Here is a 25,687-nt window from a genome sequence, read left to right as displayed (position 1 = left end):
TCACTGAACCAATGACTACGCCCACACGTCCGTACGTTCTGCTGTCCGCCGCGATGTCGGTCGACGGCTATCTGGATGACGCCAGCCCTGAGCGGCTGCGTCTGTCCAACTCGGCGGATTTCGACCGGGTCGACCAGGTCCGCGCCGAGTCCGACGCGATTCTGATCGGCGCGACCACGATACGGAAGGACAATCCGCGGCTGCTGGTCAACAGCGAAGACCGCCGCGCTCAGCGCGTCGCAGACGGGAAGCCTGCCTACCCGCTGAAGGTGACGGTCACCAAGTCGGGCGACCTGGACGCCAACCTGAATTTCTGGCACCACGGCGGCCAGAAGCTTGTGATCACGGTGGACAGCGCGGCGGAGAAGGTGCGCACGACGCTGGACGGGCTGGCCGATGTGGTCAGCGTCGGCCCGGAGTTCGAGTGGGAGTTGGCTCTCGATGAGCTCGGACGTCGTGGCGTCGGTCAGCTCATGGTGGAGGGCGGTGGCACCATCCACACCCAGCTCATGGCCGCGAACCTGGCCGACGAAGTTCACCTCGCCATCGCCCCGCTCCTGGTCGGCCAGCCGGAAGCAGCCCGATTCTTGGGCGCTGCCGACTACCCGGGCGGGACGACCGCCCGGATGAAGGTGCTGGAAGTCCGCCCGATCGACGACGTGGTGCTGATCCGTTACGCCCCCAAGGAGCGCGCCTGATGCATGCGCCCGACCGAGACCAGGACCTGCGCTGGACGCGGCCGGCGAGTGACCTCGCCGCGCTGACTCCGGCTGCAGGCGCCTACTCGGTCGGCACGGTCATCGTCAGCGGCGCCTCGGACACACGGCGAGTTCGACGCGTCGTGTGGACACACCCGCAGGTTAGGGTGTTTGCAGGCTTGATCCATAACGCAAAGAGCCCCCACAGGCCGGCCAGGGCCACGGGGGGCTCGTGGACGGGATTCCCCGTCCGTACGACGCACCTGATTGGGAGGTGATCGCGAGATGCAGCGTACCCGCTGCCGGGAGCCTCAACGCGCATGCTCGCCGTTGATCAGCGTGATCACACCGTCCCTCAGGCATGCCGACCAGCCTCGGATTTGAGGGGGTCGGGATGACCTAGCGGCCATCGGCCGCGCGCGCCATCACGGCGGACTAACCACCCGTCGGCCTCGCGCGGCCCGTCTCCGACCGGATTAACCACCCGCGTCGGCTGCTCAGTTCCGGGTTCCAGCCGGTTCCGAGCTTCGGCTCCTAGAGCCAGTTCACCAGTCAGCACAACCCCGGTCGCTAACCACGGCCACCACAGCCGCAGGCAGCGCCTGCTGCGCTTCGGATCGCGGGGCCCCCACCACAGGGGTCCGGCGATCCACCCACATCCAAGAGGGAGGAGAAATCTCCCCCCGCCCGTCGGGGTTCCGCCCGCTCCTCACGGAGGGGGCCACCCGCCATATCCGTTGGTCGCGCCTTCCCGCATCGCGGGGCTGGTGCGGCCGTGAATCTGAAAGGTGTCTCCGTCATAGTGCACGACCTCGCGGCTCCTTGTCAGCTCGACCGTGCCCGTTTTAGGCCAGTTCCGGCCTCCCGGGCATTTCGCGTGACGCAAAACGCGAAGCGTTTTTGCATAGTTCGCACCGTTCCGCCTGAAGTTTCCTGCGGCTCCGGAGGCGACTACTGGGGATCGCTCATCTCCAGCCGTCGCGGCAGCGCTCGCGGGCATGCCGTCCCGTCAAGCGGGAGGCGTTTCAAGATTCTTTGCCGTCGGGCGGGAGCGCCGGGCACTGTAGGGCCTGAGCGGATTCTTTCCACAGGTGACCTGGGTCAGGGTCTCCGAATGGATCACGCTCTGACATCTCTTCGGGCGGGCCGGTGAGTGCTGTGGCGGCGCCGGCCGCCACGCTGATTCCCGCTCCACGTCCTGCCGTCGACAACGCTGCGGTCGATGTGCTGCCCGAGCTGTACGTGCCGGATGCGCTGCAGTGGCTGTCGACGTCGACGGGCCGGATCGCGACGGAGGGCTACTCCTGGATGCAGGCGGTCCACTGGGTCGCCGGGTCCGGGCTGTACAAGCCGCGGCGGCACCGGTCGCACGGGCCGCGCTCGTTCGGACCGACGACGGTGCGCGTCGCCCAGGAGCTCGCGCAGCTGTTCCCGTGCCGTCCAGGGATCGAGTACCTGGTGCGCCGCACCGGCCTGTCCGAGCGTTCGGTGGAGTACCACCTGGGGATGCTGCGGGAGGCCGGGCTGCTCGCCTACATCGTGCGCGGAACCCGGATCTCCGGCGAGACGGCGCAGGCTAGCGAGTTCGCGCGGATGATCCCGGAGGCGTTCGACGTCGCGCTGGGGATCCGCACGGTGCTGCGGGATGGGAACGCGCCCGCGTACACGCGCGCGATGACCGGGATCGCGGAGGCCGGCCGGGAGCTGATGGCGAAGCTCGCGAAGAAGGCCGCCCGCAAGGTCCGCAAGCCGCAGGCGAAGTCGTCCTCGAAGGCCCCTGCGAAGGGCGCCCGGAAGGGGGCTGACCAGGCCTCTGTGGCGGCTGTTTCGGATGAGGTCCGTTGCACCCCAATGCAGGTCGGTACCTCAGGTCTTTCCACTGCGGGTACTACTTCCCTCCCCCCTGAGAGCAAGCTCGCAAGCGGGGTCAGCAAGTCCCCCACCCCGAAGAAGTCCAAGGCCAAGGCCGGCGGTCGCCGGAAGCTCAACGTTGTCGGCCGCCGCTTCCAGCTGGCCCGCGAGCTCACCCAGGAGCTGGACTGGCTGCGCGGCTGCTCGGTACCCAGGATCGCCTGGGTCGCCCGGAACGTCGCTGATGCCGGATGGACCGTGACCGACGTCCGTGGCTGGCTGCATTTCCGCGGCGAGGCGGCCCACGTCCGTCGGGGCTCCGGCCTGCTCGCCGTGCTGCTCGCCAACGCGGAGAACGTCCTGGACACCCCCGCCAAGCGCGCCGACGCGATCGAGCAGTGGCGCGGCGCCCAGGAGGCCGCCCGGCGTGACCGCATCCGGCAGGTCCGCGCCCGCACCGAGCGGTACGAGGGCGACTGGCAGGCCCCGTCCAGCCGCTCCGTCCAGCTCGAGGTGGAGGCCGCTTTCGCCAAGGTCAGGGAAGCGACCAGCGGCGGCCGCCACCGGGACCAGGACCACGCTGCCGACGGCCAGGACGCGCCGCTGGAGATGAACGAGCAGGAGCGCCAGGACCTGGTCGCCACCGCCAAGGGCGAGCTGATGCGCGGCGAGACGACGCTGATCACCTCGATGCACCCGGACATGGCCCTGCAGATCTTCGGCAAGCGCCTGGTGCGCCGCGCCGACCAGCTCGAGCGCGGCTTCCGCAGCTCACTGATGACCAACGGACACCGGTAGGAGGCCGACGTGACCGAGACGACCAACCCCACCGTGCAGACCAGCGGTGACACCACCCCGGAGGTATCCGGCGTCGACCTCGCCCGCGTCGCCCTGCGCCAGGCCCGCGAGGCCGCCAACAAACGCGGCGGCAGCGAGGCCCGCACCCCGCGCCGTCGCCAGCAGACGGCCGTACGGCGCGACGGCCGGGAGCCGAGCGGGTTCGCCGCCGTGCTCCAGGGCCTGATGGCCGACCGGGCCTGGGACCTTCCTGCCGCCGGCGGCACTGTGCTGGACCGCTGGCCCGACATCGCGGCCGCCATCTCCCCTCAGCTACCCCTTCACGTCACCGCCGTCTCCTTCCACCCGGAGACCGGACAGCTGGACCTGCGCCCGGACTCGTCGGCGTATGCCACCCAGCTGAGGCTGATCAGCGCGCGGATCGTCGCCACGGTGAACAGCGCGGTCGGCACCGACACCGTGCGCACCATCCGGGTCCTTGCCGTCGGATCCACGCCCGCACCACGTACGACGCAGCCCGCCCCGGCGGCCGCGGCTACGCCTGAGGCGCCGGTGAAGACCAGGCAGACGGCCTCGCCGGGCTACAAGGAGGCGCTCGCCGCGCATCAGGCCGTCGCACCCGAGCGGCGCGTCGATGAGGCCATCGCCCAGGCAGTTGAGCGGCAGTCCCGCGCGATGCGCGAGCTGAGCCGACGGGCATTCCCGGGGTCGGAGGCGTCATCGGACGACCAGCCTGCCCCGCTCGAGGCGGCTCGTGTGGAGCGCCGCCGGGAGGCCGAAGCCATCCGTGCCCGGGCGTTGCGCCGGGCACGGGCAGAACGAGCTGCCCGGGAGAACGGGACAGCGACCGCGGTTGTGAATTCGGGATCGTTGCGGCCCACGGCATGAACGGCTGGGGAGCCGTCATGGCAGCACAGCAGTACCCGTGTTCAGAAGCGTCCGTGGTAGGCCGTGCGGAAGACCAGCAAGGCCCAGAAGCGGGCGCCGTCGTAGGCCGAAGAGGAGCCGTAGGTGCTCATGGTCTCCAGCGTCCATCCTTCCTGCTCGATGCACTCGATGGCTGCCGACAGCAGCTGCTCGTGTGCCTCGGACGCGGTCTCGGGGTGACTCACCGGCACGCTCACAGAGAACACCTTCGCCTGCGTGCTGCGCGCTTGAGCGGTGATCTCGTCCAGCCACGCATCCGCCGTGGTCGCTGTCATGCCTCGCCCCGTTCTGAACTGCTGTGCCGTCTTCTGTCCCCACGTGGTTCGAGGGCCCGCAGGGGCACGTCAACTTGAGCGCGGGCCCCGTGAGACGATCTCTTCGTTGATCGTTTTGGAGAGGGTTTGCTCGTGGTCACGCTGTCGTCGTACCAGGGGTTCCGCTACCCGGTGGAGGTCATCGCGCACGCGGTGTGGCTGTACTTCCGCTTCCCCCTCTCCTTCCGCGAGGTCGAGGAGATCCTGCTGGAGCGGGACATCACGGTCAGCTACGAGACGGTCCGCCAGTGGACCGGAAGTTCGGGCAGACGTACGCCGACGGGCTGCGCCGGCGCCGTCCCCGCCCCGGGGACAAGTGGCTCTACCTTCTTCCTGGGCCGACCGCAGCCGTTCGTAGGGTTGTGGGGCCCGGGGGAGCTGGGTGTGGCTGACAAGTGGCTGTCGTCTCGTGGCTTCCGGTGCTTGGCCGCCCGGCTCCCCACGCCGACTCGGCCGCCGATTGGGAAGTGCGAACAGGTCGCTGTGTAGAGCAATGCCGGCGAGGTCGTCCGTGGTGCGCAAGGCAAGTACGACGACTGGAGCACGATGAGCCGGATATTGGCCGGTACCGACTGCGGCAAGACCCACCACCACTGCCTGGCCCTGGACAGCGACGGCAACACGTTGCTGTCGCGGCGGGTGGCCAACGACGAACCGGAGTTACTGAAGCTGATCGGTGACGTCCTGGGCCTCGCCGACGGCCGTGAGGTCACCTGGGCGATGGACATGACCGGCGGCGAGCCCGCGCTGTTAATCGCCCTGCTCGTCAACCACGGCCAGGAACTGGTCTACCTCCCCGGCATCGCGGTCAACCGCGCCACCGACAGCTACCGCGGGGCGGGCAAGACCGACGCCCGGGACGCCCACGTGATCGCCGACCAGGCCCGCATGAGACGCGACCTGCAGCCGATCCGCCCCAGTGAAGACGCGAGCATCGAACTGAGGCTGCTCACCGAGCGCCGTGTGGATCTCGTTGCCGACCGCACCCGCACCACCAACCGGCTCAAGGCCCTGCTGACCAGCATGTTCCCAGCCCTGGAACGCACCCTGGACATGGGCACCACCGGAGCGCTGCTGCTCCTGACGGGCTACCAGAGCCCGGCGGCCATCCGCCGCACCGGCCTGCGCCGACTGACCACCTGGCTGGCCAACCGCAAGGTCCGCAACCCCGACTCCCTGGCAGCCAAGGCCATCGAGGCTGCTGAGCGCCAGCACACCGCCGTCCCGGGCGAGACAGCGATCGCGAAGATGGTGCATACCCTGGCGAGGGAGGTGATGGCCCTCAACGAGAAGATCGCCGAGACCGACAAGCTCATCGAGGGCCGGTTTCGCGAGCACGAACTCGCCGAAGTGATCCAGTCGCTGCCGGGCATCGGCACGGTCCTCGGCGCCGAGTTCCTCGTCGCCGTCGGCGGCAGCCTGGAGGCGTTCCCCACCCCCGACCGCCTCGCCGCCTTCTCCGGCGTGGCGCCGGCGCCACGCGACTCGGGCAAGGTCAGCGGCAACCTCCACCGGCCCCAGCGTTACCACCGCCGTCTGCAAAGGGTCTTCTACACCTCCGCGCTCGTCAGCATCCGGTGCGACCCCAACTCGCGGCAGTTCTACGACAGAAAACGCGCTGAGGGCAAACGCCACGTCCAGGCCGTGCTCGCCCTCGCCCGCCGGCGCGTCAACGTGCTGTGGGCCCTGATCCGTGACCGACGGTGCTACACCATCACACCACCAGTCACCACCTCCGCTTGACTTCCAGATTGGGAAGCACATGGATGAGGTCTTCATCAAGATCAACGGGAAGCTCCACTACCTGTGGCGCGCCGTGGACCAGGACGGCAACGTCCTGGACATCCTCGTGACCAACACCCGCGATGCGAAGGCGGCGAAGCGCTTCTTCCGCCGCCTGCTCAAGGAGTGCGAGTACGTGCCGCGGGTCATCGTGACCGACAAGCTCCGCTCGTACGGGGCCGCTCACCGCGAGGTGATGCCCTCGGTCGAGCACCGCAGCTCAAAGTACTTGAACAACAGAGCGGAGAACTCGCATCAGTCCACCCGGCAGCGGGAGCGGGCCATGCGGCGCTTCACCTCCGCCGGAGGCGCGCAGAGATTCCTGTCCGCCTTCTCCGGCATCTCACCCCACTTCCGCCCCCGCCGCCACCTCCTCACCGCCCACGACACCCAGCACCCCAACACACCGCAACTCACCCACCTTCACCACAAGTTGACAGTGCCTCTCGGCCAGCTGCCGTACCGAGACTTCGTGCTCGAGTCCGCCGGCCTGTTCGGCGAGCTGCAGTCGCGCGGTGAGGTTCTTGAGGTCGGTGCCGCCGCCGGGCCCTGGCCATACGACGGCTTCCACGGCGGCCCGCAGGCGGGTGATCGCCACCATGGCATCGGCCCGGCACACGATCGTGCCCGAAGTGCCCACGAACGCGCGCGCCTTGTCGAGCATCGCGGCGAGCTTGCCCTCGGCGTAGCGCTCCCCCTTGGGCGAGCGCAGGGACCGCGCCCATGCGCCGCCTGCCGTCGGGCGCAGTACCAGGGCCTCCCACCACTGCGCGAGGGTCCACTCCCGGCCGGGCTGGGAGACCGCGACCGCCAGGGCCATCGTCAGCCGGTAGCCGGAATCGGCGGCCGTCCTGCCCGCGTACCGGCGTTCGGTGTCGCCCTCCAGCAGCAACCGGCGCGCCCGCCCCGACAGCCCCGGCAGCCCTTCCACCCACTCGGTCAACGACGGCCGCCGATCAGGCCGGTGCGCGACGGTGCGTACGGGACGGTTCACGTCCCCACCCCCGCCAGCCCCCCGCTGCCACCCGCCGGCTGGCCAGCCAGAGTTGAGGACCGTCGTACGGACACGGCGTGCTCCGGCGGCGCGGGGCGGATCAGGCCGCGGACCTGAGCGGCCGCCTGCGCGTACGAGTCGGGTTCGGCGTCCGCCTCGGACGTGGGCCGGGCGGCCTGCAGAGTGCGCAGCCGGTCGTTCAGGAGCGTGTGCGCCGTGTTGAACCGTGCCGTCTGGGCGGTCTCTTCAGCGGCCTCGCGGGCCTCCTCGAGGCTGCCGTGGAGGTAGCTGCGCCGCATCTCGGTGGCGAAGACCTTCTCGTACTCGGCCTCGGCTTGCGGCTGGTAGGCGAACCGGCTGACAGCCCGGCGCCGCAGTGCGCCCAGCTGGAGTTCCGCGGCCAGCCGCGCCGCGAGCGCCACCGACTCGGCGAACACGCCTCCGCCCGCAGCGAGCAGCTCCGTCACCGCCTGGTCGACCGCGCCACGCATGTCCCGCTCGGTCCGGCGAACGGCATCAAGCCGGTACGCCTCACCGCCCATGCCCCGGGCGGCCACGGCCACGTCGACGGCCTCGGCCACCAGTTCCTCGACGCGGCGCTCGTCGCGGCATCGGCCGCACAGACCGGCTGTCTCCGGCTTCCCGCACACCGTGCAGGCAAGCGCCTGCCGGGCGGCTTCCTGGGCCGCGTGCCGGGCCCGCTGCTCGGTCCACACCCGCTCACGGGCGTGCCGCTCCTGGACAGCGTGCTCGCGGCGCACCGCCGCGGCGGCGGCCTCCCGCTGCCAGCACGCGTTCAGCTCCGCCTCGAACACCGGCTGGTCAACCCGGCCGCCAGTCAGCGCCGTTGTCGCCTTGGTGAATGCACGGGAGCGCAGCGCCCGGCCGTCCAGGACCAGCATCTGGCAGGCGGCGCAGTCCGCCCGGGTGTCCATCCGCCGTCCGTCATCGCACCGGCCGTCGGGACACACCGCCCGGCGCGGCAGAGCACGGCTGACCAGCCAGCCCACCGGGTCGGTGATGGGCACTGTGCCCTGCTCGGTCAACCGGCGCTTGAGCCGCTCCCACAGAATCCGCTCGGCATCCACCTGCGGACCGCACGCCCCCGAGATCTCATCGAGCCGCGCCCGGACCACCTTCGTGACGTACCGCCGCGTCGTCAGCCGGTCCAGCCGGCCCCACACCATGGCCACCGGCTCCAGCACACGCTCCAGCCCCTTGGGCACCTGAGCCCACACGGGCGGCGGCCCCCCCGACGCATCCCGCCACGCCTGAAGCGTCGACGCCGAGGCCGCCGAACCCGACTCCCCCTCCGCCAGCAGCAGATCAGGCTTTTCCCCGCGAAGCGGGTCGGCCCCGCCGTCGACGACCGTCACGTCACCCCGGAGACCATCCTCCGGCGCCGGGGAGTTCCCGCCCTCGCACGCGCGTACCGGCTGACGGCAGTACCCCGACGCGGCTTTGCCGGAAAACCCGAGACCTCCAGCACTCTCACCACGTACATCAGCCACAGCAGCGTGGTCGGCGTGAGGGTCTGCAGCAGCACGACTGGCCTGGAACGTCTCACAGACGGTCTGACCTGCGAAAAGATCGCTCCCAGAGCCGTCGAGATCCCTGGGTGCAGTTCCGGAACCCTCCTCGGCGCCCTCAACGTCATCCCAGGACAGCTGCCGCCACCCATCCCCTTCCACGACAAGGACGTCGGACTCTTCGTATCCGGCACACCGAACGCAACGCGCCGCATCACCGGCGGGCGCCGAATCAGCAGATGCGGAACTCTTGAGCTCGGCAGGGTCCGGGACCGAGGCCGCGGAACCATTGGCGGCCGCCACCGCCGGCACCACGAGTCGACCCGGTGCGACCGCCACCGCTTCCGCTGCCACGAGCCGACCCAGCACCGTCGCGGCCACCGGCACACGGCACCCCAGCATCCGCGCCAGCGTCACCGCAGCCCGGCCATGCCGAGCCACCGTCTTCGCCAAGGGGCCACCGACCAACGGCACCCGCCCGTCCGGCCGTGCATGCAAGGCCAGCAGAACCAAAGCCAGCCGATCCGACGCCGCACCCCTCCCCCGCCGCCCCTTCCTAGCCAGCAGACCAGGAGGCGTGGCGCACTGCTCACCCCACCCGGGAGCGAACAACCCCTCCAGGAACCGAAGCAGCGTCGCCAACTCGGCCTTCGACAACGCCAAAGGTGCGCCGACGTCGTTCCGGGCCTCCCACAAAGCCTCGACCCGGTACTCGACACCGGTCGGCAGACCGTCGCCACCCCGCAGCACACGCGCAGCAACAGCTTCAACCTCACGGAGAACGCTGAGCACCTCGTGGTCGACGGTCGACTCCGATACCCCGAGCCAACGAGCCAACTCCCGTGCCGTGATCTCAACACGGCACCTGCCGTGACTCGCCTTCGCCATCAGCACGAGGGTGCCGAGACGCACAACATCCTTGCGGCCGGCGAGCCTGGGATCGGCAAGCAGTGCGCGGGCGGCTGTCAACAGCCGGAACCCCATGCCGCGCCCTAGCTGTAGTGGATGGCTTGTTGAGACGGAGGCCGCCGACGAAGGGTGACTCGGTGGACCAATGGTCTTCTTTGTGCTGGAACGGGCGTTATCTTCCCGCGACGCGGAGGAGCCAGATTTTGGCAATGGAAGACTAGCCCTATGGCTGGCGGCTATAATCTGCTCCAGAACTGCATAGGGATGAAGGCATAACGCGACCGACCGCTCGACCGATTGAAGAAAAACTCCAGGTCAGCGGGGGTGAGGCTGAAACCCGCCTGATCGGCGGGATGGGCAGGTCAGGTTGTCGTTGGCTTCTCCTCCTCTTGCGATTTGCGGGTGGCACCGCAGACCGCGAGTGACGCCGACGAAGTCGGCTCGATGCGGCGGACATGGCAAGACTCGGGGTGGCGACCCCGAGGAGTGGCGATGGGCAACTTGGCGAAGTTGCCCGGTGAGGCGACCCAGAGGGTCGCCTTTTCGCTTTCGGTCCGGTTCTGAAGGTCACCGTCGAGTGACCGTGGCGACGATCCCACCGTTGACCTTGCCGAGGCGTGGCGCGCCTCGCTCCGTCCCGAAGCTCGTGTGTCCTGCGTGCTGACAGGCCGGCCCTCGGCGAGACGGGCACTAGCCCTACTCACCGGAACCACCCCGTGCATCACACCAAACATCACGGGGCACACACTATCCTTAAATGGATCTGCCTGAGGCTGAACCTTTGGAGCGTGTCTAGTGGCAAGGTTTTCGGAGCGGCGCTGGCCCACCCAGCCTGGTGTGACGCCTGGCGCGGAGGGGCAGCACCCCCGGACGTTCGCCGCGTACGAGCCGGATCTGCTCAGCGGTCGCCAAATCCGACTTTCGGCTGAACTTGCTGCCGAAGTTGCCGAAGTGGACCGGATGGTTCGTTCCTTCAACGACGCGGCGCCCACCAGCCCACATCTCGAGTCCTTGGCCCGCTTCCTTCTCCGCTCCGAGGCGGTGGCGTCTTCGCGCATCGAGGGAGTCGTAGCCTCCGCTCGAGCCATCGCGCATCTTGAACTGATGCTTGCCACTAAGGCCGGCGACGATCACCGAACACACCGAGGCATCAGCGACAGCGCCCGAGAGGTCGTGAACAACGTCCTGGCACTTCGCAAGGCTGTCACTGCGCTCTCCGAAGCGTCGGACGTTTCCGTGGATGACATCAACGACCTACAGGCTGCCCTGATGGTGGAAACGGAGCAGCACGATACATCCGGATATCTCCGGACCGTGCAGAACTGGGTGGGCGGGACCTCCGACAGTCCCCACGGAGCGGAGTACGTACCTCCGGCCCCCGAAGCAGTTGCTCCCCTGATGAGCGACCTTGCCGCGTTTATCTCGGAACAGCACCCTCTTCCGCTTGTTCAAGCGGCTTTGGTTCATGCTCAGTTCGAGACGATCCACCCCTACAACGACGGCAACGGCCGTACCGGGCGGGCCCTGATTCACACCGCGCTCGCACGGCAGGGTCTAGCAGTTGGACACGTCCTGCCCATCTCCATGTCGCTCCTGGCGCATGCCCGCGAGTACATCGCTGGCCTGAACGCCTACCGGTATGTCGGCTCCGCTGACAGCGCAGCTGCGGCCGCCGGCATGGACGCCTGGATCCGGGTCTTTCTGGCCGCTACGCGGGACGCTGTCTCCGAAGCTCGTCGCTTCACTGATGAGCTTGCCACGATGCGGAAGGCGTGGAACGCCAAGCTCGCTCACCACCGGGAAGCCCTGGGCCGCCGCGGGCAGCCCCGCAAGGGGGCAGCGGTGGTGCGGCTCATGGAGCAGCTTCCGGGCGTCCCCATCGTGACCGCCAGGGCGACTCAGATGCTGCTGGGCGTTTCGTTCGTTGCGGCCTCGAGCGCCCTGGAGGAGCTGGCCGGCGCCGGGGTGGTGCAGGTAAAGGAGGTGGAGCGTGGTACCCGCGCCTACCTCGCCACCGATGTGCTCGACCTGATCAGTGGCGCCGAACGCCGCCTGATGACGAAGTGGGATCTCCCAGAGCTCGATGCGTGGGCATAGCTCCAGTGGGACGAGCGCGAGCTTTCCTTTAACGCGGCGCGCCGCCCGTTTAAGGTAATTGCTACTGTGAGTAGTCAACGGAGGCGGTTCGTAACTTAGTGGTCGGCTCCGGAAGTCCTTCGGGGGTTGATCAGGCTGCTGGTGCGGCGGAGGATTCTTCCTGGTGATCGGTGGTGTGCCGGTCGAGTCTGGCCAGCAGATCGTCCAGGTCGGAGGTGGTGAACTTCCACTGGAATGGCTGTGCTGTGGCGTTGTAGCGGTCTTCGAAGGCTCGGAGCCGGTCGGCGACCTGGGCGAGGTCGGGGAAGTCGTTGGGTGAGACGACCTTGCGCTGGACGACGGAGAAGTAGATCTCCACCTGGTTCAGCCAGGAGGCGTGGACCGGGGTGTGCACGAGCACAGCGTTCGGGAACGCGGCGGTCAGCCGGTCGGCGGCCTTCTGGCCTCGGTGCGAGGAGCCGTTGTCGACGATCCAGAACACGCGCTTCGCGCTGGCATAGGGCTCTTGGGTCATGACCTGGGTGGCAAGGTTCATGAACGGGCCGATGCCGGTACGTGGCTCGGTGCGGCCGAACACCTTCGCGGCGTGGACGTCGTAGGCGGCCAGGTAGGCCAGGGCGCCGCCGCGGCTGTAGGTGTGGTTGACGCGCATGGCTCGGGCCTGGCCGGGCGAGAGGGTGGGGTGGCAGCGGCAGCGGGCCTGGATGGAGGTCTTCTCGTCCGCGCTGATCACGTACTCATCCTCGCCGAGCGGCTGGCTCTGCCAGGTGCGGGCGTACAGGTCCAGCACGCGCTGGGCCCTGGTGCGGAAGTCGGGGTCGGTGATGAAGATCCAGGAGCGGTGCTGCCAGGGCTTGAGCGCGTCCCGATCAAGCCAGCGGTGGACGGTGGAGGCCGATACGAACGTGGCGATGCCCCGGGCCACGGCCTCGCGGGCCAGCTCGGGCGCTGACCAGCGAGACAGCGGCGCGCCGGTCTCGGCGGGTAACCGGCAGGCCAGCGCCTTGACCTCGGCAACCTGGAGCGCGGTGAACGCCGGCGGGCGACCCGAGCGATCGCGGTCGCCCAGGCCGCCCAGGCCCTGGTCGGCGAACCGGCCGCGCCAGCACCGGACCGTGTCCAGGTGCAGGCCGGTCTCCCGGGCGATGCGCGCGTTGGAGCGTCCGCGTGCGCCCCGCAGGACGATTTGCGCGCGCATCCGCAGCCGGTACTCGGTCTTGTGGCCGTAGGCCATCAGTTTTAGCCGCTCGCGCTCGGCAGCGCGCAAGGTGATCGGACGGGCAGCGGCAACAGGCAAGGCAGGCAGGCCGATCGAGAGAAGCGGATCAAGGACAGGCCGTAGCCTGCCGCGTCCCCGGGCCCGGCCTGCCGGGCAGGATGGGTGCCATGCCCACGCCCTCGGAACACACCCGCCTGTCCGTTCAGGCGCGCCTCGGCGAGCGCGCCCGCACCGCCTGGCCGCAGATCGATCAGCTGCACGTCCGCCATCGCGGAGCCTTCGCCTACGTCGAGGCGGAACTGCCCCATGGCGCACGGGCCAAGCTGATGCGGCTGCGCTATGCCGGTGCCGCCAGCAGGTGGGGCTTCGCCCTCTACTACGCCAGCAGCGACCGCTACGAGGACTCCCTGCGGCCCACCGGCAGCGCCACAGGCACCCCCGCGGACGCCCTCGACTGCGCCTGCCGACTCCACCTCGCCGCCCTCGACATCTGACCAGACGCAGCCCACAGCACCGCCTCCACAGTCAACCCCCGAAGGACTTCCGGCGCCGACCACTTAGGACGCCTCTGCCCCTTGCTTCCTCCCCAGGTCGTGGAGGAAGCAAGGGGCAGAGAAGGAGCCGCGGCTGCCGGCTGGGCCTACTGAATCGTGGTCGTGACCAGGTGCTTCTGGAAGAACGACGCCAGATGCGGACGCTCATCAGGCAGCCTGCCGAGGAACTCGGCCACACAGGCACTCACGATCTCGAAAGGCTTGGCCTGGATGTCCTGGATCGACTCCATGAGATCCATCATGCGCGTGAGGCGGGCATTGACGTCGGTGCGCAGCGAACATACCGGGCGGTAGTTCCTCATGCTCGCGCTTTCCTGATCACTCAGGATGTACCGGCGATATGCCAGTCCCTTCTGGGCGAGTTCCCACACGTAGTCCCGCTCGGCCTCCATGGCATCCATATCGATACCCGACGGGTCGAGAGGCCGGAGCACGGGCTCCATGGCAGCGTCAACGTAGTGGGCGATGGTCAGCTTCGGCCGCTGAAGCGTAAGTGTCTTCAGCAGGGCCTTGTCCGCAGTGATCTGCGTTCCAGCCTGGTCGGCGACCAGCCCATACAGGTTGATGTTGCGGTTCTCGAACGGCAGGGACTGGAGCTGAGAAGCGCTGTACACGGTCAGGAGATTGGCGTAGCCCGGCGAGTTCTCCGCCAGGTCGGCCATCGCAGCCTCATTGCGCTGCCTAGGCGCATCAGCGTTGAACGGCTCAGCCGATCGCCGTCGGCCGGGCCGGCGAGCCGGAAGTCCGGAGAGCGAGGACGAGCCTCGCACCGCAGGGGCGCTAGCAGGGCGCTCCGCGCGTGCCAGCTCCGATGAGCGTTCCCGGACTACGGGGCCGGTCGACGCTCCGCCGGTCTCCTGCTCGACAGCCGGAGCCGTTGGCGCCGATCGGGAGAGCAAGTCGTCCGAGTGAGTGACAGTCGGTGCAGTTCCGCCAGGTGCACTCTGAACAGCTCCATTCACAGAGCGGTCGGTCTCGTCGGCCGTGAAGGCAGCTGTGGAGGTCCGCTGCGGCTCCGGGGCGCTACCCCTGGAGGACGTGCTAGCGGGTGCCTCGGGAAGTTCCTCTTCCCGAGAAGCCGCGGGAACGTCATCGCGCTGCTGGGGAGGAACGGCAACTGGCGGCGTCACGGCTGGCTTTGGCGAGGTCGGTAGCACGAACCCCCCGCCGGGTCGGAAGTCGTCTTCCTCGTCGTCCTCGTCCCCTCCGCCTAGATCAATCGCGGGAACGATGAGGTGCTTCTTCTCTCCCGCTTCGTCGCGCTTGCCGCTCTTCGGCCCGGGGCCCTTCGCTGCGCTCGGTGCCTTACCCGCGGCTGTGGACTTGGTCATGACGCTCCCTGCATTTCCTTCTCACGGAGTTGGGCGTTGCGCTGTCGCACTCGAGTAATGACTCCTCGTGCCACGTTCGAGTAGTCATCCGCGAGGTTCACGGACATCTCCGCGTCGGCGTATCGCCCGTTCTCATCGCGAGGTCGGGGAACCAACTCGCCTTCCTCGTCCAGGAGTTTACCGGTCGCAGCCAAAGCGAACTCGCGGGCGGGCTTGCCATGATTGCGGCAGAGAGTGGCGATAGAGCGCGCATCACGCACGTACTCGTCCAGGATTAGTCCCGGATCCATCCCGGCATCCGACAGCAGCTGCTCGATCTTGGCACGGACGTTAGTGAGCTCCGTCGTCGGCTCGCCCTTTACCTTTCGGAAACCGAGAAACGCGATCGCCGTAAGTTCGGCTTCGGGGTTGAGACGACGGTTGGCGCGGATGAGTCGCGTGACCGTAGAGAGGCCGCGCAGAGCTGCGTTGTCGGTGTTGTGGATGGGGGACACGAGATGCGTCGCCGCTGCCAGTCCTGCCCGCTGAATGGCCTTGTCGCCCGGCGAGAAGTCGAGGACGATCCAACGGTACAGATGCGAGATCTGCGCCAAGAGGAGTGCGAGAAGCAGGTACGCGGCGAGAGCGTGCGTGTCAGCGAGCTTGTTGATGCGGCCTGCGATGTCGGCGCAGAACTTGCCGGAGATCGTTGCATCCAGGTAAGGGCGAACCCCCTTGACGACCTTCAGGCCGCCGTCGTTGGTGATCGCGTCCCGAAGAGCCTTCCCGTGGTCGTTGAAGACCGTTGCGTCGAGACCGAGATCGGTCCTTCCGTCGCCGTTTGCATCGATCTCCATGTACAGGATGGGCTTTGCCGACTTGCCCTGTTCTGCTCGGAGAGCCTGCTCCTCCGCCAGCATGTAAGCCAGGTTGGTGGCAAGGGTCGTCTTGCCTTCGCCCCCCTTACCGATCGTTGAGCCGATGACGTTCCGCAGGTAGGGCCTGATCTGGGCGACGAGTGCTTCGAGCGCTTCCGGATCCGTCAGATCGTCGAAGTCGGCGATCGCACTGAGCCGACTCTGCAGCTCTGTGTATTCAAAGAGTTCCAAGGTTGCTCCGCAGTCCCGAGTTGGCCACGAGGACCACGCGCAAGCTAGCCCACAGTGGCTACACCGATCCGCAACCGGCTCGCGTGTCCCGTCATGCTCGTGCGTGACCCTACACGGCCCCGTGAGCTTATGTCACGTCACGTCACCGTGTCTCTTTTCAGGGCGGGTTGAGAGGGTCAAGATCAACCTTATCCTTCATTCCTGCGCCGCCATCTATTCGCAAGGGAGTGGCGTATTGGCTTGGATGTATACGTGCATTCAGATGGCATTAGATCTTGCAGAGCGTCTCCGTCTTTCGCTCCGCTTCGGGGGTGAGTGCCCGAGTGAGTAACTGAGTGAAGTATGTGATTTTGTGAAACATGCAGGTCAGGGGCCATTTTGCGAATCCTTGACTGTGTGTCAAGCGAGCCTCGTGGTGAGACGTCTCGTCTCGTTACGGCTCTTGGTGACTGGTGGTCCGTCAAAAGCCTCTGTTGGCGATAAGAAATTGGCGCTTCATGTGCGGCTCATTGATGGAAGAGCGCTCGTTTGTGTACCGATGATCTACGGAATTTGAGGTCGTGGGCGCTGTCAAGTTCACGGAGGCGTGTGATGATCTTGGTGGAGATCGTCGTGGGAGGGTCGGTCATGGATACCGCTGCAGCGCCGTTATACAAGGGGTTTCGGTTCCCGCTGGAGGTGATCGCGCACGCGGTCTGGCTGTACCACCGGTTCCGGCTGTCCTTGCGTGATGTGGAGGAGCTCCTCTTCGAGCGTGGCATCCAGGTGTCGTACGAGGCGGTCCGGCTGTGGTGCGAGCGGTTCGGTCCCGCCTACGCCGCCAGGCTGCACCGCCGGCAGCACCGACCCGGGGACCAGTGGCATCTGGACGAGGTGTTCATCAAGGTCAACGGGCGGATGCGCTACCTGTGGCGCGCGGTGGACCAGGACGGCACCGTCCTGGACATCCTCGTGACCAACACCCGCGACACCGCCGCGGCCCGGCGGTTCTTCCGCAAGCTCCTCAAAGGCACCGAGACCCTGCCGAGGGTGATCGTCACGGACAGACTCCGCTCCTACGGGGCTGCCCACCGCGACGTGATGCCGTCCGTCGAGCACCGCTCCTCGAAATATCTCAACAACCGGGCGGAAAACTCTCATATCATCACAAGGGAACGCGAACGGGCTATGAAGGGCTTCCGCAGCGTCGGATCAGCCCAGAGGTTCCTCGCCTCCTTCTCCCGCATCTCACCCCACTTCCGCCCCCGCCGCCATCTGATGTCTGCCTCCGACTACCGCACCGAGATGACCAACCGCCACACCGTCTGGCACCAGATCACCGGCACCACCCTCCTGGCCACGACCGCCTGACGGCGGCCACCGACACCACCGGAATACGCCCCAACTCAACTGCACCACCAACAACTTGACAAGCCCTCGGCCAGGAGCTGCGGCGCCGGCGGCGGGACGGGGACGGCGGCCATGCGGCGTCGCCGCCGGTCTGCCTCGACGGCCGCGGTGGCCTGCCGGTGCAGAGCCCGGGCGTCTGCAGGTGACGGTCCTGGAGGCGGCGCCGGTGCGGGCCGGTCGAGGACCGCGGCCTGGGCTCGGGCGAGGTTGCGGGCTCGTTCGGTCTTCTGCTGCCGGGTCATCTGGGTCGGCCAGGCGTCCACCGGCGTCTTGGAGGCCACCAAGCCGAGGAGCACCGGCAGCAGTTCGGCATCGCTGCGGGGCTTGAGCCCAGCCTTGGCGGCCTGTCGCAGGACGTCCCCGACGTGGGCATCGGAGAAGGCGGGCGCCTCCTGGCCAGGCGGGAGCCCGTTCCAGAGCAGCTCGTGCCAGGCTCCGTCCAGTTCGATGAAGACCTGGCGGCAGTCCCGGGGGCGCGGTGGACGGCCCACTTCCCCGCGTGCCGGCCGCCCCGGCCCGACAGGCGGCCCCGGTGGGGTTCGAGGACGCGGCTGTGGGCGCCGTACCAGAGGCCGCCGATCTTCACGCCGCGCCGGGTGTCGATCCGTACGAAGTGCACGGGCAGCAGTTCGTAGTAGAGCTCCGGCGGCGGGATCTCCAGGCAGATCCCGTCCCGCGCGGCCGCGGCGGCGAAGAGGGTGTTCGGGCTGTGCCGGCCGCCCGGATCCCCGGAGGGCGCGTACTGGTCGAGCCGCCGGTTCTGCCAGACCTTTACGATCCACGTTCGCCCGGAGCGAGGCCGCGTCCGGCGAGCCGCTGCTGGATACCGGCCGTGGCCTTCACATCCGGCACGGTCGCGTCGGTGGTGTGCATGTCCGTGATCAGGTTCGGCCGCGGGCCGGCCCGCCGTCCGGCTTCGGCTTCGGCTTCGGCTTCGGCTTCGGCTTCGGCTTCGGCTTCGGCTTCGGCGGGAGTATCGCAGCTCTCGGTCAGATGGATCTTGTATCCGCACCAGAACAGGTCCTCGCCCCTGGCCGCCCAGCGGGCGTCGATGTCGTACGGGGAGGCCAGGCGTAATCTGCCGGGCGGGATGCCCTCCTCGTCGGCGTCCCGCTTCACGATCGCCTCCCGCCCCCGGGTATCGGCGCGCCGGTAGTAGGTCTGCACCAGTACCTGGCGCAGGATCTGCACCGCCTCGATGTCACGGATCCACATCGGAGCGGCCGCATCGTAGGCAGCCCGCACGATCGCATAGCCGTCCTGCGCGAACACCTGCGCCAGCCGGTCCCGCTTGGCCTGGCTGGAGGGCATGGTCCAGCCATTCACCCTCGGTCCGTAGCGATGGGCGAACTCGGCGACGTCAATCTGCTCCGCCAGCCAGGCCGGGGCCGCGACCGCCAGGGCCTCCAGCGCGGCACGCACGCTCTCCCCGGCCAGATCCAGCCGGTTCAGGTCCCGCACCGCGGAGATGACATGGGTGGAGTCGGTACGCTGCTTGCCGCCCGCGCCGACCAGCCCCTCGGTCCGGCAGTGGTCGACCAGCCGGTCGAAGACCACCCGCTCCAGGCCGTGCTCGGCCAGGCGGGCACGGAACTTGCTCAGCACAGTGAAGTCGAAGCCAGCATCAGTCAGCTCCCGCCCGAGCGCGTACTTCCACGACAGCCGGTCGCGCACCGCTTCCGCGGCCTGCCGGTCCGTGAGGTTCTCGGCGAACTGCAGGACCGTGACCAGCGACAGCACCGCCGGAGGCATCCCCGGGGCGCCGCGCACCCCGAAGGACTCGGCGAACGGCTCGTCGACGAACACTTCGGCCAGGCAGCCACGGACCCGGATCGGCAGACTGCCATCGGGGAACGCCGCCCGGGCCACGACCGCTGTCTGCTCCGGGACCGGCGGCAGACCCTTGGGCTGCATCGACATCGCTTCACTCCCCACGGACACCACGCGACAGGTTCCCGACCGCAGAAGCGATCATTCCGTCAACAAGACGTCGCTCGCAGGCAATTGAGCAACGGAGTCGTCGAGCTGACCGGGCGGTGGAGCGGCACAGTCACCGGGCAGGAGGGCGTACACGTCACCAACGTCTCCAACGGGGTGCGGCTCAGGGTGGACACGAAGGGCCGCGCAGGAGCCGGGCGCACGATCACGCTCCGTCCCTGATCGCCGGTTCCCGGTAATGCTGCTGTTCTGCCCGCTGGGCCCAGGGGACCTGAGTGTCTGGCACAGGCTGCACCAGTATGGAACAGTACTGTCAGTTCGGGCTCAGCCTCGCCCTGCCCAAGGACGTCCGGACCCGGTCGACTTCAAGCTGACGCTTCGGACGTCTCGGGGCCGCACGGATGGGTCAGAGGTTGTGGCTCCTGCTCCACCCGGCTTTGGACAGCAGGGTGTTGTAGTAGTAGTTCGGGGGCCAGGAAGTATTGCGGTACCTCGCGTTGGGCAGATGCCCCGAGGCGCTCAGCCAGGGGCTGTAGGCGCGGAAGACGTCCACGCTCTTGGTCAGACAGTTGTTCCGGAAGAAGTCGTAGCCACTGTTGCGGCCTGCGAGGGCTGCCTGCATCGCCCTGGCCGGGTAGGCGGAGGCTGTCGCGATGCACCGGTACTTCGCATAGCGCCACTTGCCGGTGCGCCTGGTCTTGAAGTTGTGCATCATCTGGCGCCCGGAGCCGGTTCTGATGAAGGTCGCCTGGGGCCTGCCTGTCATCCCCTCGGTGGCTCCATAGGTCCAACTGCTGGAAGCCCCGTGGCGAAAGCCCCAGCCGTTATGCCCCAACGGTGGCCTGGGCCCGGCCGGGTCGACGTCGTTGGGCGCCAGGAAAATGCACACCTGCCCGCGTGCTGCTGCCTCGGTGGCGGCCGCGCTCGGGGTGGCCGTCGGTGCGGCGGTCATGGTCAGCACGGCGACAAGGAGGGCCAGGGTATTGCGATGCCTTCGGGTCGTTAATCGATTCATCATGGGATCCGTTTCAGGGTAGTTGTTTGAAAGTGGATCAGATCGGTCCATCCGCTCCACCTATCACTCCCCGGAATACCGGAAGACCGCTCCGAACGCTCGTCTGACAGGCCATTGCAGTGCACTCTGCATAATGCAGGTCTCCCGGACCGGCTTCGGCTGTCCACCAGTTCGGATCACATACTCGTCACGAGCCCGACCTGGACGGCATGCTGGTGATCGCGCATCCCGAGAAGCAGGACGCAGCGGCGACCTGGAAGAAGGCCTTCAACCACCATCCGCTGATGGGGTTCGTCGATCACGGCCGGTGCGGGTCCGGGGAGCCCAGGGTGATTGCAAAGTTCGTTGACTGTGCGTTGGCGCAGGTCAGTTGAGGCTGAGGAGGGTCAGGGGCCGTTCGTAGGGGCGGAGGGCTGTGGTGCGGAGTGCGGCGGCGATGTTGGTGTGGCCGGCGGTGCGGAGCTGGTTGATGGCGAAGCTGCGGAGGGTGGCCATGTTCTCCGGGCTGTGCCCGGTGCGGATCTTGGAGGCGTCCTCGCGGAAGGCGGTGTCGCGGACGAAGTGGAGCCGGTTTTCGATCATCCAGTGTGCCCTCAAGATCTTCGCGATGCGTTCCGGGGATGCCTGGCGGCTGGTCAGGTCGGTGATGACGTAGACGGTCTCACGGCTCTGCTTGCCGGTCTTGGTGTCGGTGCGGTGGCGTACGACCCTGGCGACCTGGGCGGCGTGCGGGAAGTCGACGCCGAGGTCGGTGACGGTCAGGGCCTGCACGACCCGGGTCTCCTTGCGGCCGTGGCCGGTGGTGCGGTCGTAGAACTTCGCCGTCGCCTCCTGCCAGGGCAGGGCGCGCAGCTGTTCGTAGAGGTTCTTCTGGTTCCGCTTCACTGTGAAGACGTAGTGCGCCTTCTTCACCTCGACGAGGAAGCAGGCGTGGCCGCGCTGGGTGTGCAGTGCGTCGCCGGTCACGGTGACTCCTTGCAGGTCATAGGGGTTAAGGAGGGCGGCGAAGCAGGTGATTTCGTTCGTCTTCTCAGGGACCCTGAGCTGGGTGACGGTCATGCCGGTACCGGTCATCGCGGCCAGCAGATGGGCGGCCGGGGTGGCGCCGAGGCGCGAGCCGCGGGCGCTCTTGCCGTCGACGGCGAGGGTGTCGGTGCCGGCCGGGTCGTGGCCCAGGAGATCGGCCAGGCCGCCGGGGCAGGTGTCCTTGATGACCCGGCGGATCGTCGCGCCGCTGGGCGGGATGGGCACGGCCAGGGCGGTTACGGTGCGGGCACCGAGCCGGGCCAGAACGTCCTGCGGGGCGTCGGTGGCCCACTCATCGATCGCCACGAAGCTCCTCGCCCCGCTCACCACAGCGGAGCAGCAGCACTGCCACGAAGGGGTGACGCTTCCCGCGCCGACACCGCGGATCGGCCAGCGTGGCCAGCCGCTCGGCCAGCGGACCCGTCGCACAGTGCTGACGGGTGGGAGACTTGACCAGACAGACGGTGGCAGACTGACGGCACATCGAAGCTCCGTTGGGCGCAGGCGACTTGGCAAGGCCACCTCCACAACGGAGCTTCGTTGCGTCCGGTCGCACACCCGACCAGCATCGTCACACCGCCGTGACCTGCACACTCGCGAAATCACCGCGACTTTGCAATCGCCCTGCCGGGGAGCCAGTGGCCGACTGCTCAGGCCTGCAACGCGGGCAGCAACGCTGCGGCCGACCACATCGAAGCCGTCCGGCGCGCTCTGGCGCAGCTGCCGAAAAGGTACCGGCGGGGACGGCAGACGCTGGTGCGCACCGACTCGGGCGGGGGCACCCACGAGTTTGCCGACTTGCTTTCCACCCGCGGCCGGTGGCTGTCCTACTCACTCGGCATGACCATCACCGATGTTATCCACCAGGCTGTTCTGAAGATACCGGCATCGACCTGGACGCCGGCCCTCGAGCCGTACGGCGAGATCCGGGACGGCGCCTAGGCCGCGACTGCATGACCGGCCGGCCCAAGGCGATGCAGCAGATCGTCCGCAAGGAACGGCCGCACCCCGGCGCCCAATTACGCTTCACCGATGCCGACGGCATGCGGCTGACCTGTTTCGCCACCCACACCAAGGACGTAGCGATCGCGGCGCTCGAACTGTGGCACCGTCAGCGCGACGGGGTAGAGGACCGCATCCGCGCCGCCCACTCCACCGGCCCCGCTCGCCCGCTTCGATGCCTCCCGACCCCGGCTGACCGGCAGCGTCCCGGTCCCTACAAGCGGCACGCTCCGGAGCCGCGGAAGCCGGCATGCACCCGGCGCGCCAGCCGGGCCATACGCCTGCCCGCAAGCAGAAGTCTTTGCTTTGAACGAGCAGAAAGGGTCTGTCAGCAAGCTGACGGACCTTCATGCGAGATCGAGGCTTACAGGTGCAAAGCGCTGCGGGTACTGGCGCACCAACCTCACCCTGCGCCAACTCGTGCCGCTGTCCGGCTGCCGACCGCATCACCGCAGTCTGACCGATTCCACCGACCGTGTAAGGTCGCCATGCAAATCATCATAGCCATCGCGCCGGACGCATCGGAAAAGGCGTTGGCTTATTCGAGAAACTGGACAAAGGGAATTTACCTATGTTCACACAGTCATCATGTCGTTGGAAGTCCTTCCCCCTTTACCTCCCCGTACTGTTGCTGGCAGTCGTTGGTTGTGGCGTAGAAGGAGATGTCGCTGCCGGAGGGGCTCAGGGGGCAAAGTCGGCGCGTTCCGCAACTCCGGCATCCCCATCCGCTCCGGCGTCTTCGCAAGGGCCCTTAACCGCAGAGCTGCCGCCTGTTGGGGACGCCGAGCTCTCTCCAGCCGTTCGAGGAAAAAAGGTGCTTGTTGTGGGTGACTCCTGGGCTGAACGGTTGGGGGAAGGAATGGTCAAGGTCGCCTCAAGCGGAAATGTAATCGTGAACGCTGGTGTGGGCGGGTGCGGAATCATGCTGCCAGATTTGGTAGACGGGGAAAGGGTGAGGAGTGACTGTTTGGAGTGGCCGCAGAAATGGCCTGAATACATTGCGAAATACAGGCCGGATGCTGTCCTGCTGCGAACGACAACCTGGGATCTGCACCCGCAATCCTTCGACGGGGCTGGCGTCCAGCTCACCATTGAACACCCAGGTTTTCGTAGGAGATTCGAAAAAAACATGGGGAAGGCTATTGATATTCTCGCGAAGAATGGCACGCCTGTCTATCTAACTACCGACAAGCTGCAGGAGGAAGGTATCTGGAGGTCCTCCTCGATCGAAATGAACAAGGTCATTAAAGAGGTCTCTCAAAAATATAAGAGCAGAGGTGTGCATATTCTGGATCTCGCTGAACAGCTGTGCAACCGCGACGACTGCCCGTCAGTGATCGACGGTCGAAGGCTGTACGACGAGACCAGTCACCCCGTCGGCTGGAGCCGCGACCGGCTCGCCACCTGGATCCTCAACTCCATGTTCACTCGCTCCACAGGCGCCACATCCTGACCGGGACGATCGCCGGGTTCGTTGATCTTTCCGGGGCGGCTGTGGGGTCCGGGGCGTCGGTGTCGTACATAGGGTTCAGGTTTCGGCGGCGATCATCTCCATGTGGTGTGGCTGTACTTCCGTTTCCCGCTCAGCTGGTGCGAGGTGGAGGCACGGCGCTGTCAACTTGATTGGGGGGCTGGTTGTGGTGTGGCAGGTCGTGGTGAGGGCGAGTGGCGGCCTTGGTCCAGCCTGCCGTGGCCAGGGTGGTGACGCCGGTGATGTGTGGTCCCAGACTGCGAAGCGGGTGGTCATCTCGCCCGGTAATCGGGCGCGGTCATCAGGTGATGGCGGGGTCGGAGGGCGAGATCCGGCTGAATGCGGTGAGGAACTTCTGGACTGACCGGGGTGAATGGGAAGCCTTTCATGGCGTGTTCGCGCTGGCGGGTGGGCTGGTGTGAACTCTTCGCCCGGTTGTTCAGCCCCTTGCGGGAGCGGTGTTCTGCCGAGCGCATCGGTTCCCGCTGATCCGGCCGGGAGGGTGTACACCAGGTTGTGAGTTGACAGAACCCTGTGGATGGTGTCGTCAAGTTGCTGGTGTGACTGGCGAGTTGGGGTGTGCCGAGGTGGTGGCTGGCCCGAGGGGACGTTCCGGTCAGCCGGTCGTTGCCATACCGGTGATGGTTTTCCAGATGTGGAATCGTTCGGTCATCTCGGTGCGGTAGTCACTCGCTGTGATGAGGTGCGGCGTGGGCGGAAGAGCGGTGAGATCCGGGAGAACGTGGCGAGGAATCTCTGGGCCGCCCCCGTCGAGCGGAAGTTCTTCATGGCTTTCTCGCGCTGCCTCGTTGGCTGGTGGCTGTTCTCGGCGCGGTTGTTCAAGTACTTCGAACTGCGGTGCTCCACGGAGGGCATCACCTGGCGGTGGGCCGCCCCGTAACTGCGTAGCTTGTCGGTCACGATCACACGGGGCACGTACTCAAGGTCCTTGAGGAGCTTGCGGAAGAACCGCCTGGCTGCAACCGCATCGCGCTTGTTGGTCACGAGGATGTCGAGGACGTTGCCGTCCTGGTCGACGGCTCGCCACAGGTACCTCATCTGTCCATTGACCTTGATGAACACCTCGTCCATGTGCCATTTGTCGCCCGGGCGCGCCTGCCGGCGGCGCAGCTGCCGGGCGTAGGCGGGGCCGAAGCCGGCACACCAGGCGCGAACACTCTCGTAAGAGACGGTGATCCCGCGTTCAAAGAGGAGCTCCTCAACCTCGCGGAACGAGAGAGGGAAACGGTGATACAGCCACACAGCGTGACTGATCACCTCGGCCGGGAACCGATAGCCCTTGTACGACGGCGTCTCCACGACGAGCCCCTCCCACGACGATCTACACCAAGATCATCCCACCCCGCTCCTCAACTTGACGACGCCGTTGAGATCACCCCACCCATGTCCAGTCAACGCACCACCCGCCGCACCGGTTACGGGACAACCTCCAGGCGGGAAGATCTCTCTTTGACCGTCGGGCCACAGAGCTTGTTGTCTCTTCGCGCGGTGTTCGAATTATGGTGTCTGCCGCGTGGTTGACCGGATGGGATAAGGGTGCCTTTTGCCGGCCTGTTGCCCTTGGTTCGTGGTCTTGTTACGCCGCGTACAAGAATTGGGTTGGGCCTGACCCTTCTTGTCCCGTTCTGAAGTGAGCAGGATCACTCCTGTCCTTGCATAACGGAGTGGCGGTTTGGCCGACGGGTGACATACCCGTCCTGGTGTGTTCTTCTGCTGACGGCCCCTCTCGTTGAG

Annotated in this window: 20 protein-coding genes and 4 pseudogenes; 13 read left to right on the top strand and 11 right to left on the bottom strand. The window is 67.2% G+C overall.

What is annotated here, in order from left to right; translation table 11 throughout:
- Positions 1-53: 53 nt before the first annotated feature.
- The 3 genes from ABIE67_RS46575 (at position 54) to ABIE67_RS46565 (ending at position 4,235) form a co-directional block, all read left to right on the top strand.
- A complete protein-coding gene (locus ABIE67_RS46575) occupies positions 54-698 on the top strand; it encodes a RibD family protein (protein ID WP_370270082.1) in 645 nt (214 codons plus the stop codon).
- Positions 699-1,847: 1,149 nt separating this feature from the next.
- Positions 1,848-3,347: a winged helix-turn-helix domain-containing protein gene (locus tag ABIE67_RS46570; protein ID WP_370270078.1), complete on the top strand. Its 1,500-nt coding sequence runs from the start codon at positions 1,848-1,850 to the stop codon at positions 3,345-3,347.
- 9 nt (positions 3,348-3,356) lie between these two features.
- Positions 3,357-4,235 (top strand): DciA family protein, encoded by an 879-nt coding sequence (locus ABIE67_RS46565; protein ID WP_370270073.1) that lies wholly within the window; start codon positions 3,357-3,359, stop codon positions 4,233-4,235.
- Between the two features lie 41 nt (positions 4,236-4,276).
- On the opposite strand, the gene ABIE67_RS46560 is transcribed toward ABIE67_RS46565, so the two are convergent.
- The gene (locus tag ABIE67_RS46560; RefSeq protein ID WP_370270070.1) at positions 4,277-4,549 is read right to left on the bottom strand and encodes a hypothetical protein; all 273 of its coding nucleotides are present in this window, start codon (positions 4,547-4,549) and stop codon (positions 4,277-4,279) included.
- 126 nt (positions 4,550-4,675) lie between these two features.
- On the opposite strand from ABIE67_RS46560, the pseudogene ABIE67_RS46555 reads away from it, so the two are divergent.
- The 3 genes and pseudogenes from ABIE67_RS46555 to ABIE67_RS46545 all read left to right on the top strand — a co-directional run.
- Positions 4,676-4,908, top strand: a pseudogene (locus ABIE67_RS46555) (IS6 family transposase); the annotation flags it as partial.
- A 226-nt stretch (positions 4,909-5,134) separates the two neighbouring features.
- Positions 5,135-6,331, top strand: a complete 1,197-nt coding sequence (locus ABIE67_RS46550; protein WP_370252016.1) for an IS110 family transposase — start codon at positions 5,135-5,137, stop codon at positions 6,329-6,331.
- Between the two features lie 16 nt (positions 6,332-6,347).
- A pseudogene (locus tag ABIE67_RS46545) lies at positions 6,348-6,731 on the top strand (IS6 family transposase); the annotation flags it as partial.
- Here the strand turns inward: ABIE67_RS46545 and ABIE67_RS46540 are convergent.
- Both ABIE67_RS46540 and ABIE67_RS46535 read right to left on the bottom strand, forming a co-directional pair.
- Positions 6,714-7,364: a hypothetical protein gene (locus ABIE67_RS46540; RefSeq protein ID WP_370270849.1), complete on the bottom strand. Its 651-nt coding sequence runs from the start codon at positions 7,362-7,364 to the stop codon at positions 6,714-6,716. The pseudogene ABIE67_RS46545 and the gene ABIE67_RS46540 overlap by 18 nt on opposite strands.
- A complete protein-coding gene (locus ABIE67_RS46535; RefSeq protein ID WP_370270066.1) occupies positions 7,361-8,740 on the bottom strand; it encodes a hypothetical protein in 1,380 nt (459 codons plus the stop codon). The genes ABIE67_RS46540 and ABIE67_RS46535 overlap by 4 nt, the downstream gene beginning before the upstream one ends.
- A gap of 1,899 nt (positions 8,741-10,639) precedes the next feature.
- Between ABIE67_RS46535 and ABIE67_RS46530 the strand changes: the two genes are divergently transcribed.
- Positions 10,640-11,899, top strand: a complete 1,260-nt coding sequence (locus ABIE67_RS46530; protein ID WP_370270062.1) for a Fic family protein — start codon at positions 10,640-10,642, stop codon at positions 11,897-11,899.
- A gap of 130 nt (positions 11,900-12,029) precedes the next feature.
- Here the strand turns inward: ABIE67_RS46530 and ABIE67_RS46525 are convergent, their stop codons facing one another.
- Positions 12,030-13,196, bottom strand: a complete 1,167-nt coding sequence (locus ABIE67_RS46525) for an IS630 family transposase (protein ID WP_370270057.1) — start codon at positions 13,194-13,196, stop codon at positions 12,030-12,032.
- 89 nt (positions 13,197-13,285) lie between these two features.
- Here ABIE67_RS46525 and ABIE67_RS46520 point away from each other — a divergent pair, with 89 nt between their 5' ends.
- Complete coding sequence (locus ABIE67_RS46520) at positions 13,286-13,612, top strand: hypothetical protein (protein WP_370270053.1); 327 nt, start codon at positions 13,286-13,288, stop codon at positions 13,610-13,612.
- Between the two features lie 146 nt (positions 13,613-13,758).
- On the opposite strand, the gene ABIE67_RS46515 is transcribed toward ABIE67_RS46520, so the two are convergent.
- Together ABIE67_RS46515 and ABIE67_RS46510 are read right to left on the bottom strand one after the other, a co-directional pair.
- The gene (locus ABIE67_RS46515) at positions 13,759-14,334 is read right to left on the bottom strand and encodes a hypothetical protein (RefSeq protein ID WP_370270049.1); all 576 of its coding nucleotides are present in this window, start codon (positions 14,332-14,334) and stop codon (positions 13,759-13,761) included.
- A gap of 665 nt (positions 14,335-14,999) precedes the next feature.
- Complete coding sequence (locus tag ABIE67_RS46510) at positions 15,000-16,091, bottom strand: AAA family ATPase (protein WP_370270046.1); 1,092 nt, start codon at positions 16,089-16,091, stop codon at positions 15,000-15,002.
- 627 nt (positions 16,092-16,718) lie between these two features.
- Between ABIE67_RS46510 and ABIE67_RS46505 the strand changes: the two genes are divergently transcribed.
- Positions 16,719-17,441, top strand: coding sequence for an IS6 family transposase (locus ABIE67_RS46505; RefSeq protein ID WP_370270042.1), 723 nt, complete (start codon positions 16,719-16,721; stop codon positions 17,439-17,441).
- A 35-nt stretch (positions 17,442-17,476) separates the two neighbouring features.
- Here the strand turns inward: ABIE67_RS46505 and ABIE67_RS46500 are convergent, their stop codons facing one another.
- Both ABIE67_RS46500 and ABIE67_RS46495 read right to left on the bottom strand, forming a co-directional pair.
- Positions 17,477-17,971, bottom strand: a complete 495-nt coding sequence (locus ABIE67_RS46500; RefSeq protein ID WP_370270038.1) for a hypothetical protein — start codon at positions 17,969-17,971, stop codon at positions 17,477-17,479.
- A 280-nt stretch (positions 17,972-18,251) separates the two neighbouring features.
- Positions 18,252-19,400, bottom strand: a complete 1,149-nt coding sequence (locus tag ABIE67_RS46495) for a transposase (RefSeq protein ID WP_370270034.1) — start codon at positions 19,398-19,400, stop codon at positions 18,252-18,254.
- A gap of 84 nt (positions 19,401-19,484) precedes the next feature.
- On the opposite strand from ABIE67_RS46495, the gene ABIE67_RS46490 reads away from it, so the two are divergent.
- The gene (locus ABIE67_RS46490; protein ID WP_370270030.1) at positions 19,485-19,640 is read left to right on the top strand and encodes a hypothetical protein; all 156 of its coding nucleotides are present in this window, start codon (positions 19,485-19,487) and stop codon (positions 19,638-19,640) included.
- Between the two features lie 184 nt (positions 19,641-19,824).
- Here ABIE67_RS46490 and ABIE67_RS46485 read toward each other — a convergent pair whose 3' ends face one another.
- Positions 19,825-20,370, bottom strand: a complete 546-nt coding sequence (locus tag ABIE67_RS46485) for a hypothetical protein (RefSeq protein ID WP_370267821.1) — start codon at positions 20,368-20,370, stop codon at positions 19,825-19,827.
- 272 nt (positions 20,371-20,642) lie between these two features.
- On the opposite strand from ABIE67_RS46485, the gene ABIE67_RS46480 reads away from it, so the two are divergent.
- A complete protein-coding gene (locus tag ABIE67_RS46480) occupies positions 20,643-20,807 on the top strand; it encodes a hypothetical protein (RefSeq protein ID WP_370270026.1) in 165 nt (54 codons plus the stop codon).
- Here the strand turns inward: ABIE67_RS46480 and ABIE67_RS46475 are convergent.
- Positions 20,800-21,765 carry an ISAs1 family transposase gene (locus ABIE67_RS46475; RefSeq protein ID WP_370270021.1) on the bottom strand — a complete coding sequence of 322 codons (966 nt, stop codon included), beginning with the start codon at positions 21,763-21,765 and terminating at the stop codon, positions 20,800-20,802. The genes ABIE67_RS46480 and ABIE67_RS46475 overlap by 8 nt on opposite strands.
- A gap of 354 nt (positions 21,766-22,119) precedes the next feature.
- Between ABIE67_RS46475 and ABIE67_RS46470 the strand changes: the two are divergent.
- Positions 22,120-22,646, top strand: a pseudogene (locus ABIE67_RS46470) (transposase); the annotation flags it as partial.
- Positions 22,647-23,032: 386 nt separating this feature from the next.
- On the top strand, positions 23,033-23,914 hold the full coding sequence (locus tag ABIE67_RS46465) for an SGNH hydrolase domain-containing protein (RefSeq protein ID WP_370270016.1): 882 nt from the start codon (positions 23,033-23,035) through the stop codon (positions 23,912-23,914).
- A gap of 634 nt (positions 23,915-24,548) precedes the next feature.
- Here ABIE67_RS46465 and ABIE67_RS46460 read toward each other — a convergent pair.
- Positions 24,549-25,252 (bottom strand): annotated as a pseudogene (locus ABIE67_RS46460) (IS6 family transposase).
- Positions 25,253-25,687: the final 435 nt, after the last annotated feature.

The organism is Streptomyces sp. V4I8, assembly GCF_041261225.1.
GTDB lineage: Bacteria > Actinomycetota > Actinomycetes > Streptomycetales > Streptomycetaceae > Streptomyces.
Note: the sequence above shows the minus strand (reverse complement) of the source record. Positions and strands in the feature narration are given on the sequence as shown.